Here is a 16164-nt window from a genome sequence, read left to right on the forward strand (position 1 = left end):
ATTGACTGTAAAGGGGTTGGTTTTCCTGCGAAAGGGAAAAACAAACCCGTTTTACTTGTAAATCAACTGGTAACACGGACTTCAGCCCGTTTTTGGCACAGCCTAAAAACGGACTGAAGTCCGTGTTACGTTAGTCACTTAGAAATCGCCGCCTACTGCCCTGAGCAAGGCCACCAGATACTGCACTTCCTGCCCGCGTAGCTGAACGTATTGTTGTTCATTTGTCAATACAGTGCGTTGTGCATCGAGCACGTCCAGGTACGTTGTCAGGCCCTTCACGTACAGTTCACGGTTGTATTGTTCGGTGCGGCGGGCAAGCGCCAGTGTCTGGTTTTGCAGGTCGAGTTGTTGGCGCAGGTACGTAAGGTTATCAAGGGCGGTTTCAGCTTCGCGTTGGGCAATCTGAAATGCCTGTAGATACGTCTGCTGGCTGGTTGTGATCTGTTGCCGCGACAGAGCTACGTTCTCCCGATTGCGGCGGCCTTCGTAAAGTGGAACCGATGCGTTGACGCCGAGCAGGTACGTGGCGCTGCTTGGAGCAAATGTGTACCCCAATTGGCCTGAAAGCAGGCCGCCTGATCCTACAAGCGTGACACGCGGCTGTACGCTGGCCTGTTGCAACACCACCTGCGCGCCAGCGATCTGAATGGCCCGGTCGGCCTGGAGCAGGTCGGGGCGACGACGAAGCAGATCAGGTGTGATAGCCACGTATGGAAAAACTGGCAACGTACCTGGCAGTGCTCCGGCGTCGATGCCAAACGTAGCGGGCTCCTGCGCCGTGAGTTGAGCCAGTGCGTTCACCAGTTCGGCTCGGGCACGTTGCAGGCCCATCACCTGAACGCGCAGACCTGCCAGATCGGTTTCGGCCCGTTGTACGTCGAGTTGATTCACGAGGCCCACCCGAAATCGTTCGCGGACAATACCCAGTGTAGAATCACGGGTAGCGATGTTGCGCAGAAAAACGGCCTGCTCCGATTCATTGGCACGGATCAGGTAATACGTGCGGGCAATGTCGGACGCAAGCGTGAGTCGGAAAGCGCGCAGATCGGCTTCCGACGCCAGCGTTTGTTGCTGGGATAGCACAATACTACTCCGAATCCGTTTGAACAGGTCGAGTTCCCAACTGGCATCCAGTGGTAGTAACTGGAAGGTATTTAGCTGAAAGCGCGGTAGCTTATCCGTCGCCACGGGAACAGCGACGGGGCGGTGTTCCGATAAACTTTGTGTAGATACCAGCACGCTGCTCCGCAGTGATGGTTGTAAAAATGACTGGGCAACACGTACCCGGCCCCGTGCTTCTTCAATTCGGCTGATGGCCGCCCGCAAACTGGGGCTGTTGGCCAGACCTGTCTGGATAAGATCGGTCAATAGCGGGTCGTTAAACCGCTGAAAGCCAGATGCCGAGAGGTCGGTGGGGGTGGGGGCGTTGCCAGATAACGTACCTGGCGCGGGGGCAGCCTCCGGTATGTTATTGCCCGTTGGCTGTACCGTTCCTGCACCTGGTTGAAGCGTTACTGCTCCACCCGGAGGGCTTGTTTGGGCAAACGCACTGGTTGACAGAAAAAAGAGGACGATCAGTTTTTTCATAAAGGGGAATGGTTCGTGGTTTGCCACGGCGTATTCCCTATATCCAATACATTGAGCCGCCCTGAAGGAGATTTTGCTCCACTTTTAGAGCGTTCGGTGCTCTGGTAACGCAAAATTCCCCTCAGGGCGGCTCAATGTATTGGATGTAGGGGATACGCCCAAACTCTTTTTTACGCCTGCTCGGGCTTGGTTTTTTGCTGACGTAACCGGACTTTCATGCCGTCTTTGAGGCGGTCATTCGGATTGGTGATTACTCGTTCGCTGCCCGTTAGCCCCGAGGTTACTTCGATAACGGTGCCGTAGTCGCGGCCCAGTGTAATGGGTTGAAAACGCACCTTCATGTTATCGTCCAAGATAGCGGTAAGAGCACCTTTAGGGGTCATTTTCAACGCGTTAGCGGGTAGCATGATGCTGCCTTTTGAGGCTCCACGTGGAGCGAATTTCACCTGCGCATACAAACCGGACGGAATACTTCGACCCGGATTGGGTATAACGACCTCGGTCAGTAGCGTCCGGGTATCGTTGTTGAGGGAACCACCAGTGCGGGCTACGGTGCCTGTCAATGTCCGGTTTTTCAATTCCGCGATTGTCACTGTAGCGGGCATGCCCACTTTGATTTGCTGGAAGTACGTTTGCGGTACGTCAACGTACACGCGCAGCCTGTCGGTTTGCGACAGCGTGTACATTGGTTTCACGCTGGACGGCGAGATGAGGTCGCCAACTTCAACGTCACGCGTAGTGATAAGCCCGCTGAATGGCGCCCTGATTTCCTGCAAACCCCGTACTGACTGGAACCGACGCAGGTTTGCTTCGGCCACTGATACGGCTGATCGCCGGTTGTCGATATCCTGTTTCGATACCGCACCCGCCAGGGTTACACTGGTGACGCGGGCCAGATTGGTTTGGGCCAGATCAAGGTCGGCGCGGGCGCGGGCGAGGTCCTGCTCAATTTCAGGTACGTCGAGTGTGGCCAGAAGTTGCCCCTGCTGCACGGTGTTACCAATGTCGGCCATCCGTTTTTTGACGAAGCCCTGTGAGCGGGCACGGATAGGGGTTTCCAGAAATGGACGGATCTGGCCGGGCAGCGTCAGGCCAGTCGAATCCATGCCCTGTTGCAGCGAAACCACGTTGACGATCAGTTCACGGGTACGTTCGGCATCGGCGTCGGCCAGTAGCTCCTGCTTATTTTTGATGCGGGGCAGGATGCCGATAAAGACAAAGAGCGCGATCAATGCGAGTGGAAGTAGAAAAAGAAGTATTCGTTTCATAGAAAAGAGTAGCACCGAAGCTCCAGCTTCGGTAGTCAGCTTCACATGAATTACCTACCGAAGCTGGAGCTTCGGTGCTACAGGCTATTTGATTTCTTCCACCATCACCACGGCGTCTTTATTCAATTTGCCGTAGAGATGAGGGAAATGTTCGTTATTCGTTGCTGCTTCGTACCGCAGGTTATGCATCAGCTTGTTAGGGTCGATCTGAAGCAACAATAAGTCAGCTACGTTCTGATAATACCGTTCCAGTACACCCGCTACCTGTTCTTTCGTCGACAGATGAATGAACCCTTCGGTTCGCAGGCTTGGTGCTTCATACTCAGCTTCATCGGCCTGCCGTTCCCAATCGGCTTTGGTTACGATATGATAGATCATACGATTTATTTGGTCATTAGCGTAGCCCCCAACCCCCTGAAGGGGGCTATTGCGCTGCTTGGCTATATCGCGGAGCAGTATCCCCCTTCAGGGGGTTGGGGGCTACGCCAGTTCTCTTTCACTCTTCTTTTTATCGCCTGCGAGGTAACTGAAAACGGTTGGTACGAATAGCAGCGTGGTGAATGTGGCGAGTAGCAAACCACCAATGACCGCACGGCCTAACGGGGCGTTTTGTTCGCCACCTTCGCCTAAACCCAGTGACATGGGCAGCATACCGATAATCATAGCGATAGCCGTCATCAGGATGGGGCGGAGGCGGGTCCGGCCTGCTTCCAAGGCTGCTTCGTAGGCGTTGTTGCCAATTTCGGGCAGGTGATCTTTGGCGAAACTCACCATCAGAATACTGTTGGCCGTGGCGACGCCCACACTCATGATCGCACCCATCAGCGACGGAATACTGAAGGTAGTGTGCGTCAGGAACAGCATCCAGACCATGCCGCAGAGGGCACCGGGCAAGGCCGTAATGATGATGAACGGATAGCGGAACGACTGGAAATTGACTACCATGAGCAGGTACACGAGCACCGCCGCAAAGATGATACCGATGCCCAGACGGCTAAACGCACCTTCCATGCTTTCGACCTGCCCCCGAATCAGGATTTTGTTGCCTGGCTTCAACTGTGGTTCGTATTCCTTCGCCAGCTTGTTCAGCTCCGTGGCTACAGATCCCAGATCGGTGCGTTCAACGGCGGCATACACATCGTAGGTCGGCTGGGTATTTACCCGGTTGATGATCTGGGGCGTGGTACTGCGTTTTACGGTGGCTACATTGCTTAGCAGTTGCGGCGTCATAGACTGGTTGGCAATCAGCGGCGTACGCAGGAGTTTGTCGTAACTGTCGAGTTTGTAAGGCGGCGTTTGTACGGCAATCAGGTAGGGAAAACCTGTAACCGGATCGGGCCAGAAGTTGGGACGTACCTGGGCCGTTCCGCTCAGCGAAATGTTCAGGTTAGTGGCCACACGTTGTTCAGTCAGGCCGAACTGCCCCGCCCGTTCGCGGTCAATTTCCAGGAAAATTTCGGGGGCATCCAGCACCTGGTGAATGTGTACATCGACCGCACCGGGAATCTGGGCAATGCGCTGGCGCAGTTCACGGGCGATTTTCAGGTTGTTGCCCCGGTCGAAACCGCTGATCTGCACATCGATGGGAGAGGTGAGGCCGAAGTTCAGGATTTGCCCCACAATGTCGGCGGCGAGGAAGAAATACGTTACGTCGGGCATCTCTTCGCGCAGGCGATTCCGAAGTTCGTGGATATAATCGTCGGTCGGTCGGCTAGGGTCTTCGGCGAGAGAGATCAGCAGTTCGGCATCACCCGCACCAGCAGCGGCATTATCCGTGAAAGTGAAGTTATAGCGTTCGGATGTCAGACCGATGTTGCTGATGATGGAAGCGACTTCCCGCTCAGGAATGACTTCGCGAATAATGGCTTCGGTCTCAGCAGCAATGCGTTCCGTTTCTTCCATCCGCGAGCCAACCGGAGCCCGCAGATGTAATTTTATCTGGCCCGCATCAACGCGGGGGAAGAAGTCGCGGCCAACGAATGGGAGCATGGCAATGGTGACGCCCACTGTCACGGCGAAGAGCGCCAGCACTGTTTTCCGGTTATTCAATGACCAGCTCAGTGCACCCAGGTAACTGTTCTGAAATCGGTCGAAGCCAGCGTTGAACCGGTCGTAAAACGTGCGGCGGGTGCCAGCGTTAGTTGCTCCATGCCCTTCGGCCCCATGCTTTTTGTGTTCGTTCCGGAGCATCAGATCGGCGAGCATAGGCACCAGCGTTCTTGACAGGATGTACGAAGCCAGCATGGCAAAAACGACGGCCATTGCCAGCGGCCCGAACAGGAAACGGGCAGGACCTTCGAGGAAGAGTACCGACACGAAAACGATACAGATCGTCAGGGTAGCAACCAGGGTGGGCGTGGCAATCTGGGCGGCACCTTCCAGAATGGCTTCGCGCAGGGGTAGGCCCAGTTCTTCATTGCGGTGGATGTTCTCGATAGTCACCGTGGCGTCGTCGACCAGAATACCGATGGCCAGCGCCAGGCCGCCAAGGGTCATGATATTCAGCGTTTCGCCAAGCAGATACAGGGTTGTGAGCGAGGCCAGAATCGAGAGTGGAATCGAGATAGCAACGATCAGGGTACTGCGCCAGCTACCCAGAAAGATCAGGATCATGGCGGCGGTGAGCAGGGCCGCAATAATGCCTTCTACGACTACGCCCTTGATGGAAGCACGCACAAAAACAGACTGGTCGAACAGGGCAACGAGCTTTAAGCCGGCCGGTGCCGACGCCCGAATGGTGGGAATAACCCGGTTTGTGATTTCATCGACAACGCGGGTGGTGGAGGCGTTACCGGTCTTTACCACGCTCAAGAGCACCCCCCGGCTGCCATCCTGTTTCACTACGTTGGTTTGTACCGCTGAGCCATCGTGTACATTCGCCACGTCGCGCATGTGAATGGTAACCCCGCCAACGACCTTCACCGGAATGTCGTTCAGAGTTGAAATGACATCAGGTTTACTGTTTAGCCGAACGGCATACTCGCGTTCTTCGAGGCGAAGTGAGCCGCTGGGGAGTGTCAGGTTTTGGGCCGAAACTGCGTTCGTTACATCTTCGGGCGTAACACCACGGGCAATGAGTTGTTCTGGTTCCAGATCGACCATAATCTGGCGGGTACGTCCGCCAAAAGGCTGCGACATTCTACTGCCGGATACGGTCGCCATCTGCGGACGAATGCGGGTGGCCGAGTAGTCGGTGATCTGCGGCTCCGTGAGACTGTCCGACGAGAGGCCCAGTTGCAATACAGGTACGTCGGTGGCGTTGTAGCGAACAATCAGCGGTGGCTGCGTACCGGGCGGCATGCGGACAATGATCGTTTGCGAAATAGCGGCTACCTGCGCCAGTGCTTCTTCGATTTTGACCGTTGGCTGAAAAAAGAGCTTGATAACCGCGGTGCCGTTATACGTCTGCGATTCAACGCGCTGAATGTCCGATACGTTGTTGATGAGCGAGGTCTCGGAGAAGTTGGTCACCATCTTCTCCATCTCGTTGGTTGACAGGCCACTGTACCCCCAGATTACCGTAACAACGGGAATATTGATGCGGGGAAATATATCGGTGGGCATCTGGATACTAGCTACTGTCCCCATTATCAGAATCAGCAGCGCCATTACGGCAATCGTGTACTTCTTCTCAAGAGCGAGTCGAACAATCCACATAAAATGGGCGAGAGAGAGTAATCAATACGATTTTGCAACAGTATGACCCTAAAATTGGTTGCCCTCCGTTTCGTCAGATTACCTATTGCGTTGCCTACCTTTGATTATTCTCCATGCGTCAATATCGCGGAACCACGCGTTAACAGGGATTATCTATGAGCGTTATCAACCGCCTGAAAGGCATCGTTAAGCAAGCCATTCAGCCTAAGCCCAAGCGGGTTACTGACTTTGATTATCAGACAGTTCCGTGGATCGATAAGAGAGAGGCCGACATAGATCAGTTCAGTAAGCAGTTTGCTCCTGCCGCCAACGTCCCCTATGACATGGCGGAGAAGCTGGCCTTCTGGAAAAAAAATGGGTACGTTATTTTTGAGCAGGCAATTCCGACCGAATGGATCGATATGCTGTGGGGCGAGGTGGAGCAGGTCATCGATACGCATGAAAAGTACGACATGCAGGTACGTATCGACCTGCCCGATTACACCAAAACGCCGGTTTTGCCGGTGAAAGACGTGCCTCAATCCGTGTTGAACGGGCCGTATATCAAATACATGGACTTTCACGATGCCTCTGTGGTAGGCAAGAAAATCATGCTCCATAACCATATCGTGACGTTTCTAGAGGCCGTTTTCAATGATCGCGTAGTGGCCATGCAGAGCCTGTTGTTCAAGTACGGCAGTCAGCAGCCAACTCATCAGGACTTTGCCTATGTGGTGTCGGAAATTCCGAGTCACCTGGCGGCGGCCTGGATTGCGCTGGAAGATGTAGAGCCCGATTCTGGCCCGTTGTTCTATTACCCCGGCTCGCATACCATTCGTAAGTTCGACTTTGGCAATGGCATCTTTTTTAACGGAGAGTCGACCAATGATCCGAATGACTTTGCCAACTATTTAGACGAAGTGTGCCAGAAAAGCGGGCTGACGCGTGAAACACTGCTCATCAAAAAAGGCGATCTGCTGATCTGGCATGCGGCCCTGGCTCATGGTGGTGACGCTATTCGTAATGAAAGCCAGACCCGGAAATCGTATGTCTGTCATTATTCGTCGCAAAGTGCCTATAAGCACCACCGGTCAGAAGTGAGCAAGGAGCCGGAGCGTTACACGCATAATAACGCCGATGTGTTCAAAAATCCGCTGATTCCTCAGGAAGAGAACATTTTCAAAGGCGGGGAGGCGATTTAGTTCAAGGTCTAATGTCTGAAGTTGCTCTGCTAATCTGCGGAGCAACTTCAGACATTAGACCTTGAACCTTACAAATTCACTTCGCCACGATGACCTGATCGGAGAACTGGATGCTTTTGCCAGTGGATGACGAACGGGCCCAGCCTACGCGGTAGGTTCCGGGCCGGAGATCACTGGCCCGTAGTTCGGCCTGTAGCACCCGTGATGGGCGGTGTAGCCAGAAGGTTGGTAGCCGGTAAGGCGTTTTAGCGGGCGTCAGGTACGTATGCTCAGGTGATTGCAACACGGCATACGCCTCGCTGATCGGGTCGGGGAGGCCGTCGCTCTCGATGATGTACGATTCATTGGCCAGTTGAACAACGGCCCGTAGCGGTTCACGGCTTTCCGGGTAATCGGCCACCGGACTGGCCGGAAAGACGTAGTATCCTTTTTTCACGGCCCCATCAAGCGCGTTTTTGATGTACCCTTCGAGAAACGTGCCGACCTGACCACCCAGCCCGATTCCGTTATGTTCCTGGTTGTAGGCGGCGGCCCGCACGAACTTATTCCGGTATAGCATTTCGGGTAGATGCCAGAAGTACGACGACCCCCAGATCAACAGACCCACTACCAGGCCAACCCGTTGCCACGTGGGTCGCTGGCGGTGCGATACCTCCTGTAAGCCATTGAGGTAGAGCAGGCAGATCAGCAACGCCGGGTAGATCATGTAGTTGCTCACCAGCATGACGCCGTAGCCGTACCGCATCCGCAGCAGCCCTACGGCCGCAGCATTGATCAGGAGCAGCCCGTAGCAGCCCACGAAAAAATTGTCATTCATGGTCCGGACCGACCTGTTATCGCTTGTTGTAAACTGACGACGAAATGGCCACTTCATCTGACTGATCAGCCACAGCGCGACGCCGACCAGCAGCAAGCCACCGATGGTGGGTAGAATACCCCGCCAGAAATAGGGGAGAACGGGCAGGAAATCGAACGAGCCGCCGATAAACGACAAAAAGCCGATGATGACCATGTGTGGCTTGTGAATCAGGAAATCAAGGCTTTGGCCGTGGCCCTGTGCATTATCAAATCCCCGCACGTAAAGCACCATCGTCACTACGCCCATCAGCCCCCAGATGGCCAGCCTTTTGTAATGCCCCTGCCGCCAGAGAATGACCCCGCCGCTGATCCAGCCGAAGAGGGCATTGCTCATCGACAGTGATGCAAAGATCTGGAGTGGCAATGCCCACACAAATCGATTTCGCCCGCTTCGGGATAGCAAATACATGACCGAACAGGACAGAAACAGCACCACCGGATGTTGAAGACTGGTGATACTCCAACTGATGGTCATGAAGTACTGCGGCTGAAGCAGAATAAACGGCACCGGCACAAACGCCCAGACCGGCAGGCGCATCGATCGGAAAATGGCGTATAACAGGCCGAGGCTGAAGAACAGAAACAGGTTTCCGATCAGTGTCATGCCCCGAAAATTCATATGGCCGGTGGTGAGGTAGGTAAATAGCGCCGCCAGTTTGGCAAAAAGAATCCGGTGCTCGTTGTTGGGTTCCAGCAGCCAGTAAACCTTTTCGTTTAATGTATCGACGTTGTAATAATCCTGAATGAACACGATAAACATCTCCACATCGTCGTACCAGGGTATGTTTTCAACAAAACGAAGCGCAATGCTGGCAAAGAGAAGTATGGGCAGGGCAATCAGTAACCAGGCTAGCCAGGGCGAACGGGTTTTCAACGACGTTTGTAGCGAAGAGTTCGGTGAAAAAGGCATGGACAGTTAACGCAGATGGCTATAGGTACGGTAAATGCGATACATCTCGGTCCACATGCGGAACATGTAGGTGGGGCTAATCCGTGAATCGGCCTGCTCGATCCATTCCTGCAAGGGCTCTTCCAGCAGCTTGCCTCCCAGGTTTGGCCGACCAAAATGACCGATCAGCCGGGCCAGTAATTCCACATCGAACAACCACGGACTGATGAAACTGTCGCGGAAAACGGAACTGACAACCTCACGGCGAAGGAGTTTTGCGCCACATTGCGTGTCGTAGGCAGGCAAGCGTAAGATAAGACTGATGATGGTGGCAATGATGCGGCCTACGTAGTGCCGGAAGGCGTCGCGTTTGATGTTCACGCCCAGGTGCTTGATGCGGGAACCCATCACAAATACACAATCAGGGTGTTTGTCGAGTACCAGCCGCAGGTTGTCGATTTCGGCCAGCGGTGTGGCCAGATCGGCATCGAAATAGCCCAGATAATCATGGCCCTGCTGAACAGCGTGGAGCATCCCCGCCCGTACGGCCCCCGCTTTCCCCTGGTTCTGCGTCAGATTCAGCACATCGAATTGGGCTGGATGCTGTTGCTGCAGGTTGGCCAGCACCTCGGCAGTTCGATCGCGGCTGCCATCGTTCACGAAGCAGAACGAAACGTCGGTGTGCGTTTGCTGGTAGGCTAGAAACGCGTCGACGGGCAGGCGTTCGGCTTCGTTATAGCAGGGGATAATGATACAAACAGGTGTTGTCATAAGCGGGGGAAAGGGGCACGAAGCGTAGTGTCGACGATGATGGTCTTATGGTGATAATACCCGGACTGGCAGCGATTCCACCAGTGCGTGGGGTCGGTGCGTACATCTTCCAGAAACAGGCTGGGCGGGTAAGCCGTCAAGGGTGCCAGTCGGAGTGTATCGGCCGGTTTTGAGGTAACAAGGTACTCATGCCGGGCCGTCATTTCGCGGTTATACGTAGCGGCGTTTCCGCCCAGCAGGTCACGGTATAGCTGTTTCATGGGCTGGCTGTTGAACAAGCTGCTCAAAAGCCAAAGGCCGGTTAAGGTGGGAAGCACCGATGGAGGTACACGGGCAATAGCTGAAAACGCCATTAGTTGGCTGGTAATCAGGTAGAAGAAGCCGAATAGGAATACGGCATACGTAACATTGACAGCCCGCAACGTCAGGAACTGGGTGGCGTAGAAAGAGGGAAGCACCGTTGCCAGTAAAAGTCCGGCCACCACCAGCGCGGCATACCACAACGGCAGGCGAAATACCGTCGGTAGCGAGCCGCCTTTATACAGGTATGTGTTGCCAATGACGCCCCACCAGATAGCCAGGGGCAGCAACGGTGTTTTGATGAACCAGCCAGGTACGTTCCTGATCAGCCACTTGAGCGATAGTACCAGTCCGCCAACCAGATCGCCACTCGTTGCGCCGCCGCTCATCCGAACGGCATTGCCCGGAGCCCGAAAAACCAGCCAGGCCGACACAAGCGCAACTACCAGCAACCCAGTCAACCGCCAGTCGATGAAACGATGAAAAAGCAGGTGGTACATGATAATCGCCAGCAACAGGCTGATTAATAGGAGCATGTGCGTCTCGCCGCAACCGACAATCAGGAAAACCAGCACACTGGCCCAAACGCCCGTAAGGCTATGCAACGTACCTGAAGGCTGCCGGTACCAACGCAGGAGAACCGCGCCCCAGTAGAGCATCAGGGCGGTGGGCACCGTATACACCGTTATCGATGCCATCCAGACAAACGCTTCGACTACGCTTGGCAACAGAAGCATATACAGGAAAAACAACGTACCTGTCAGCAGCGCAGCGACACGACGAATTGTTGCCACCGGGACCAGACCATGCAGTAATTCGCTGATGAACAGATAGCTGGCCCAGACCAGGGCCGTGGCCATCAGGGCGGGAATAAGTTTAAAGCCGTTGTACCAGCCCCACACAAGCGGGCTACCATGCACCAGAAAATTCGAGAAATAACGCCCCGTCCAGCCGTCGTAGTAATATTTCTGGGCCTGCCAGAATCCGTAGTGCACGGCTGTATCGGCAAAACAATAATCGTCGGCGGCGGAGGGGTGATTGAACCAGGAAAGCGCTAAAAGCGGGACAAACGCTATGGCAAAAAATCCGTAAGCAGAGAACGACAGCAGGCGGGCCAGTAGCGGGTGGTTCATGGGGAATCAATTATCAACGATCAATTATCAATGAACAGTTTGTCAGTCTTGGTGCGTTGATGTGTTATTCAACTGGGTGACTGATCATTGTTTATTGATAATTGATCATTGTTTAAAAAAGGATAAGCCAGCACGGCCAGCAGAATGACCAACGTGCCGAGGTAAAAGCCTGTGGTCATTCGCTCGCGGTCGTTGAAAATCAGGACCGCCAGTAGAATGCCATAGACTGGCTCCAAATTTACGGTCAGAATAGCCATGTACGGCGAAAACTTGCGCAAGAGGCTCACGCCCGCCGTGTAGGCATATACGGTGCAGACGAAAGCGAGGATAAAAAGCCACAGCCACTGCGCCGGGCGTTGGGGTACTAGTTCGGCTATTGGCGGGTGGACAACGGCGATGTAAAGAGCACATAGTGCCGCTGAGGTCAGAAAGGCACCGATCATTTCCTGGCGGGCAATGACCAGCGAAGCGTGCCGTTGCGCAAACCGGCTATTGATGATGGTGAACAGTGCCGCCAGCATGGCCGAAAATACGGCCATAGCCAGCCCGGCTACCTTGTCGAACTCAAACCGGAAAATTAGATAGAGTCCAGACATGACTACCACGCCCATCAGAATCTCGATGGCTTTAACGCGCCGTTTAAGAATGATTGGCTCCAGGGCCGATGCCCATAGCGAGCTGGTTGCCATACCGGCCAGACAAACGGACGCATTGGACAGCCGCGCCGCCCAGAAGAACGCAAACCAGTGAACGGCAATGAGTCCGCCCGTGGCCAGTAATGCCCATTGATCGCTGGCGCGTTGCTGGGCAACCAGCGCCTGCCCGGACGCGGGACCGCCCGCTTCGGTGGGGTTGCCAGTCTGCGTTTTATCGGGTCTGATTTTCAGTACCAAAATAAGCCCCAGCGCGGCTAGTCCCGTACGAAGGGCGACGAGCGCCGGTGCACCAAGTGGTTCCAGCAACAGGCCGAGAATAGCCGTAAACCCCCAGATCAGAACGATGAAGTGTAAATGCAGGTAATCGCGGAAGGAGGGAGTGGGGGTCAAAGGAGTTTATTGTTTTCTGTTTACTGTCTTCTGTAGCGCTGCTTCTGCACCACCTCATACCTTAGCGGAGAAACAGAAGACAGTAAACAGAAAACGGCAAACGTAAGATTATCGTGGTATCGTATTATACAGCAGCACGCCGATGCCCGCGAAAATAAGGTTGGGAAGCCAGACGGCCAGCACCGGACTGATTGCCCCCGACTCGGCAACGCCTTTGGCCAGCATGTAGAAGAGGATATACACGAAGGCAAGAATGAAGCCCAGTGCCACCTGCCAACCCACGCCCCGCCGACTTTTACGCGCCGACATGATCACGCCGATGACGGTCAGGATCACGATGGCGAAGGGACGCGTGGCACGGGTGTATTTTTCGAGCAGGTACGTTTGCACTCCGTCGGCTCCCCGGCTCTGAATCAGGGCAATATAACTTTCGAGTTCGGGCTTGGTCAGGGTTTCAAACAGGCTGAAATCCGAGTCGAAATCGGAGGGTTTCATATTCAGCGTCGAGTCGGTGCGCGAAATGGGCGGGGTGAGGCTTTCATGCTGCTGATCGTCGAATTTACGTACCTGATAGTCGTATATCGACCATTTCCCTTTTTTGGTATCCCACTCAATGCGGTCGGCCGACAGTTTTTGGCGGAGTTGATTTCCCCGGACTTCTTCAAGTGTAAACTTATAGCCCGTATTGTTCAGGTTGTTATAGCTTTCCAGGTACGCGTATATGTTGGGGGCCAGTTTCATATGCACATTCCGGCCTGTGTAGGTGTAGGCGTCTTTAGTGTACTTCAGTTCAAAGCCGATCCGCGTTTTGTTGGCCTTGGGAATCAGGTAATTCACCATGTAATAGCTCACCGCCGCCAGAATGAGCGACCCAAGCACATAGGGATAGAGCAACCGGATAAAGCTGACGCCACTACTCAGAATGGCAATAATTTCGGAGCGGGACGCAAGCTGCGACGTCAGGAAGACGGTGGCGATGAAGACCATCAGTGGGCTGATCATGTTGGCCCAGTGCGGAATGAAATTCAGGTAGTAATCGAAGAAAATAGCCGCACCGGGTGCCGACCGTTTGCGGAAATCATCGACTTTTTCGGTATAATCGACCACGCAGACAATCAATACGATGAGCAGCACGACGAAAAAGTAGGTCTGCAAAAATCGTTTGAGAATGTACCAATCAAGCTTTTTCATTAGGAAACTAACAAGTTCTTCGCCACATCGTAGCTAACAAATAACGCCTGATCGGGCCCAATAGTCACCTGCATCGACCGATCGAACGGGCTGATTTCAGAAACTTTAACAACACTGCCCAGGGTCAGTCCGCAGGCGTCGAGGTGTTGGAGAAAAGCTACTGAATGATCCAGTACGCCCATCAGGCAGGCCTCATCGGCGGGGGAAAGGTCGGCTAACTTTCGGTAGGTTACGTTGGGCATCAGACCTGCCGGGTTCGGAATGGGGTCGCCGTGGGGGTCAAACTGCGGGTGATCAAGGAACGCATCCAGGCGGGTTACCAGTTCGTCGGAGCGCACATGTTCCAGTTCTTCGGCCATCTCATGAACCTGATCCCAGCCAAAACCAAGCTTGTCAACGAGAAAAACTTCCCAGAGCCGGTGCCGCCGGATAATGGTCAGTGCCAACCGTTCACCTTCTGCCGTTAGCCGAACGCCCTGATAGCGTTTATAGTGAATCAACCCTTTGTCGGACAGACGCTTAAGCATATCTGTCACCGATGCAGCGCGGGTGGCTGTCATCTCCGCCAGCGCGTTGGTTGTCACCTCACCTTCCTGCCGACTGGCGATAGCGTAGATCGTTTTCAGATAGTTTTCTTCAGTGAACGAAGGTGTCGCCATAGCATCGCAGGTACGTTCTTTCCCGTTTGTACAGGTAGCGTGAACATATTTCGCACAAATGTAGTTTTTTGGTTGATGATAATAAATTTTTAGACGAATCTAAAATAAGTCTTCTGTCTTCAGTCCTCTGTCTTCTGTTGCGTTGCTACTGAAAAAGACAGTGAGTAAGCAGCGCAACAGAAGACAGAGGACTGAAGACAGTAAACTGTTTAATTATGGCCTGGCGGCAGGAAATCTTTACTCAATCATTACCGGAGGTGCATTCCAGCGTTCACGTACCTACGTCGGCTGGATTTTTCCGGACGTTAAAAGCGTATTTAGGCCCCGGCCTGATGGTGGCTGTCGGTTATATGGACCCCGGCAACTGGGCCACTGATATTGCCGGTGGGGCTCAGTTTGGGTACAAACTGCTGTCGGTGGTGATGATCTCCAATCTGTTCGCCATTCTGCTTCAACATTTGTCGCTGAAGCTCGGCATTGCTACCGAACGCGACCTGGCGCAGGCCTGCCGCGATCATTATAGTCGCCCGGTAGGGTTGGGGCTTTGGGTGCTGGCCGAAATCGCGATTGCGGCTACTGATCTGGCCGAAGTCATTGGCTCGGCTATTGCGCTCAACCTGCTCTTTGGTATGCCGCTGGCCGTTGGGATTTCGGTTACGGCCGTTGACGTGCTACTACTGCTCTGGCTACAGAACAAAGGGTTCCACATGATCGAAATCATTGTGGCTGGCCTGATTTTTATGATTCTGGCCTGTTTCGCCTACGAGTTAATTGTGTCGAAGCCGGAGGTAAGTGCCATCTTTGGCGGACTGATACCCCGTGCTGAAGTGGTTACGAATCCGAAGATGCTGTACATCGCGATTGGTATTCTGGGGGCAACGGTTATGCCGCACAACCTGTACCTGCATTCCAGCATTGTACAAACCCGCGACTATCCCCGTACCGAAGTGGGTAAGACGCAGGCAATCAAATTCGCCACCATCGACTCGTCGGTGTCGTTGTTACTGGCGTTCTTTATCAACGCAGCCATCCTGATTCTGGCCGCTGCTGCTTTCCACTTCTCAGGCAATCAGCAGGTTGCCGACATTACCGATGCCCACCGCCTGCTCGATCCATTGCTTGGCGTTCAGTTGGCCAGTACCATCTTTGCCGTAGCGCTGCTGGCATCGGGGCAGAACAGCACGCTCACCGGTACGTTGGCCGGGCAGATCGTGATGGAAGGCTTCCTGAACCTGCGCCTGAAACCCTGGGTACGTCGCCTGATCACCCGACTGATTGCCATTGTGCCCGCTCTGATCGTCGCGATCATTTACGGCGAAAAAGGAACGACCGAATTGCTTGTCTTGAGCCAGGTTATTCTGTCGCTGCAACTCAGCTTCGCCGTGGTGCCGCTCGTGCAGTTCACCAGCGACCGCCTGAAAATGGGCCGTTTCGTCAATCCTGGCTGGGTACGTTATTTGTCGTGGGCCGTTGCTGGCCTGATCATCGGCCTGAACGTGTACTTGCTGGTTGAAACGGTGTTGGGCTAACGAATCAACACCGTAGCGCTCACGAAACAGATTAGTGCCCATTCTATATTTGCCAAAACACACGTAGTTTCTTTACATAATGGCACCTATATAAC

12 protein-coding genes are annotated in these 16164 nt (G+C 54.0%); 2 read left to right on the forward strand and 10 right to left on the reverse strand.

Annotated features, from left to right (window positions below; genetic code table 11):
- Nucleotides 1–138 precede the first annotated feature (138 nt).
- The 4 genes from ACFE8Q_RS00200 to ACFE8Q_RS00215 all read right to left on the reverse strand — a co-directional run bounded on the left by ACFE8Q_RS00200 (nucleotide 139) and on the right by ACFE8Q_RS00215 (nucleotide 6512).
- Nucleotides 139–1587, reverse strand: a complete 1449-nt coding sequence (locus ACFE8Q_RS00200; protein WP_375443332.1) for an efflux transporter outer membrane subunit — start codon at nucleotides 1585–1587, stop codon at nucleotides 139–141.
- A gap of 170 nt (nucleotides 1588–1757) precedes the next feature.
- Nucleotides 1758–2855, reverse strand: coding sequence for an efflux RND transporter periplasmic adaptor subunit (locus ACFE8Q_RS00205; protein ID WP_375443333.1), 1098 nt, complete (start codon nucleotides 2853–2855; stop codon nucleotides 1758–1760).
- 84 nt (nucleotides 2856–2939) lie between these two features.
- The gene (locus ACFE8Q_RS00210; RefSeq protein ID WP_375443334.1) at nucleotides 2940–3233 is read right to left on the reverse strand and encodes a DUF952 domain-containing protein; all 294 of its coding nucleotides are present in this window, start codon (nucleotides 3231–3233) and stop codon (nucleotides 2940–2942) included.
- Nucleotides 3234–3335: 102 nt separating this feature from the next.
- A complete protein-coding gene (locus ACFE8Q_RS00215; RefSeq protein ID WP_375443335.1) occupies nucleotides 3336–6512 on the reverse strand; it encodes an efflux RND transporter permease subunit in 3177 nt (1058 codons plus the stop codon).
- A gap of 155 nt (nucleotides 6513–6667) precedes the next feature.
- On the opposite strand from ACFE8Q_RS00215, the gene ACFE8Q_RS00220 reads away from it, so the two are divergent.
- Nucleotides 6668–7693, forward strand: coding sequence for a phytanoyl-CoA dioxygenase family protein (locus ACFE8Q_RS00220; RefSeq protein ID WP_375443336.1), 1026 nt, complete (start codon nucleotides 6668–6670; stop codon nucleotides 7691–7693).
- A gap of 76 nt (nucleotides 7694–7769) precedes the next feature.
- Here the strand turns inward: ACFE8Q_RS00220 and ACFE8Q_RS00225 are convergent, their stop codons facing one another.
- The 6 genes from ACFE8Q_RS00225 to ACFE8Q_RS00250 all read right to left on the reverse strand — a co-directional run bounded on the left by ACFE8Q_RS00225 (nucleotide 7770) and on the right by ACFE8Q_RS00250 (nucleotide 14540).
- A complete protein-coding gene (locus ACFE8Q_RS00225) occupies nucleotides 7770–9461 on the reverse strand; it encodes a hypothetical protein (RefSeq protein ID WP_375443337.1) in 1692 nt (563 codons plus the stop codon).
- A gap of 6 nt (nucleotides 9462–9467) precedes the next feature.
- Nucleotides 9468–10211: a dolichyl-phosphate beta-glucosyltransferase gene (locus tag ACFE8Q_RS00230; RefSeq protein WP_375443338.1), complete on the reverse strand. Its 744-nt coding sequence runs from the start codon at nucleotides 10209–10211 to the stop codon at nucleotides 9468–9470.
- The gene (locus tag ACFE8Q_RS00235; RefSeq protein WP_375443339.1) at nucleotides 10208–11644 is read right to left on the reverse strand and encodes a DUF6056 family protein; all 1437 of its coding nucleotides are present in this window, start codon (nucleotides 11642–11644) and stop codon (nucleotides 10208–10210) included. The genes ACFE8Q_RS00230 and ACFE8Q_RS00235 overlap by 4 nt, the downstream gene beginning before the upstream one ends.
- 68 nt (nucleotides 11645–11712) lie before the next feature.
- Complete coding sequence (locus ACFE8Q_RS00240) at nucleotides 11713–12690, reverse strand: DMT family transporter (RefSeq protein ID WP_375443340.1); 978 nt, start codon at nucleotides 12688–12690, stop codon at nucleotides 11713–11715.
- A gap of 108 nt (nucleotides 12691–12798) precedes the next feature.
- Nucleotides 12799–13881 (reverse strand): LptF/LptG family permease, encoded by a 1083-nt coding sequence (locus tag ACFE8Q_RS00245; protein ID WP_375443341.1) that lies wholly within the window; start codon nucleotides 13879–13881, stop codon nucleotides 12799–12801.
- Nucleotides 13881–14540: a metal-dependent transcriptional regulator gene (locus ACFE8Q_RS00250; protein WP_375443342.1), complete on the reverse strand. Its 660-nt coding sequence runs from the start codon at nucleotides 14538–14540 to the stop codon at nucleotides 13881–13883. Before ACFE8Q_RS00250 ends, ACFE8Q_RS00245 begins: the two co-directional genes overlap by 1 nt.
- A 215-nt stretch (nucleotides 14541–14755) precedes the next feature.
- On the opposite strand from ACFE8Q_RS00250, the gene ACFE8Q_RS00255 reads away from it, so the two are divergent.
- Nucleotides 14756–16069: an Nramp family divalent metal transporter gene (locus ACFE8Q_RS00255; RefSeq protein WP_375443343.1), complete on the forward strand. Its 1314-nt coding sequence runs from the start codon at nucleotides 14756–14758 to the stop codon at nucleotides 16067–16069.
- Nucleotides 16070–16164 lie beyond the last annotated feature (95 nt).

The sequence above is a fragment of the uncultured Fibrella sp. genome (assembly GCF_964250085.1).
Lineage (GTDB): Bacteria > Bacteroidota > Bacteroidia > Cytophagales > Spirosomataceae > Fibrella.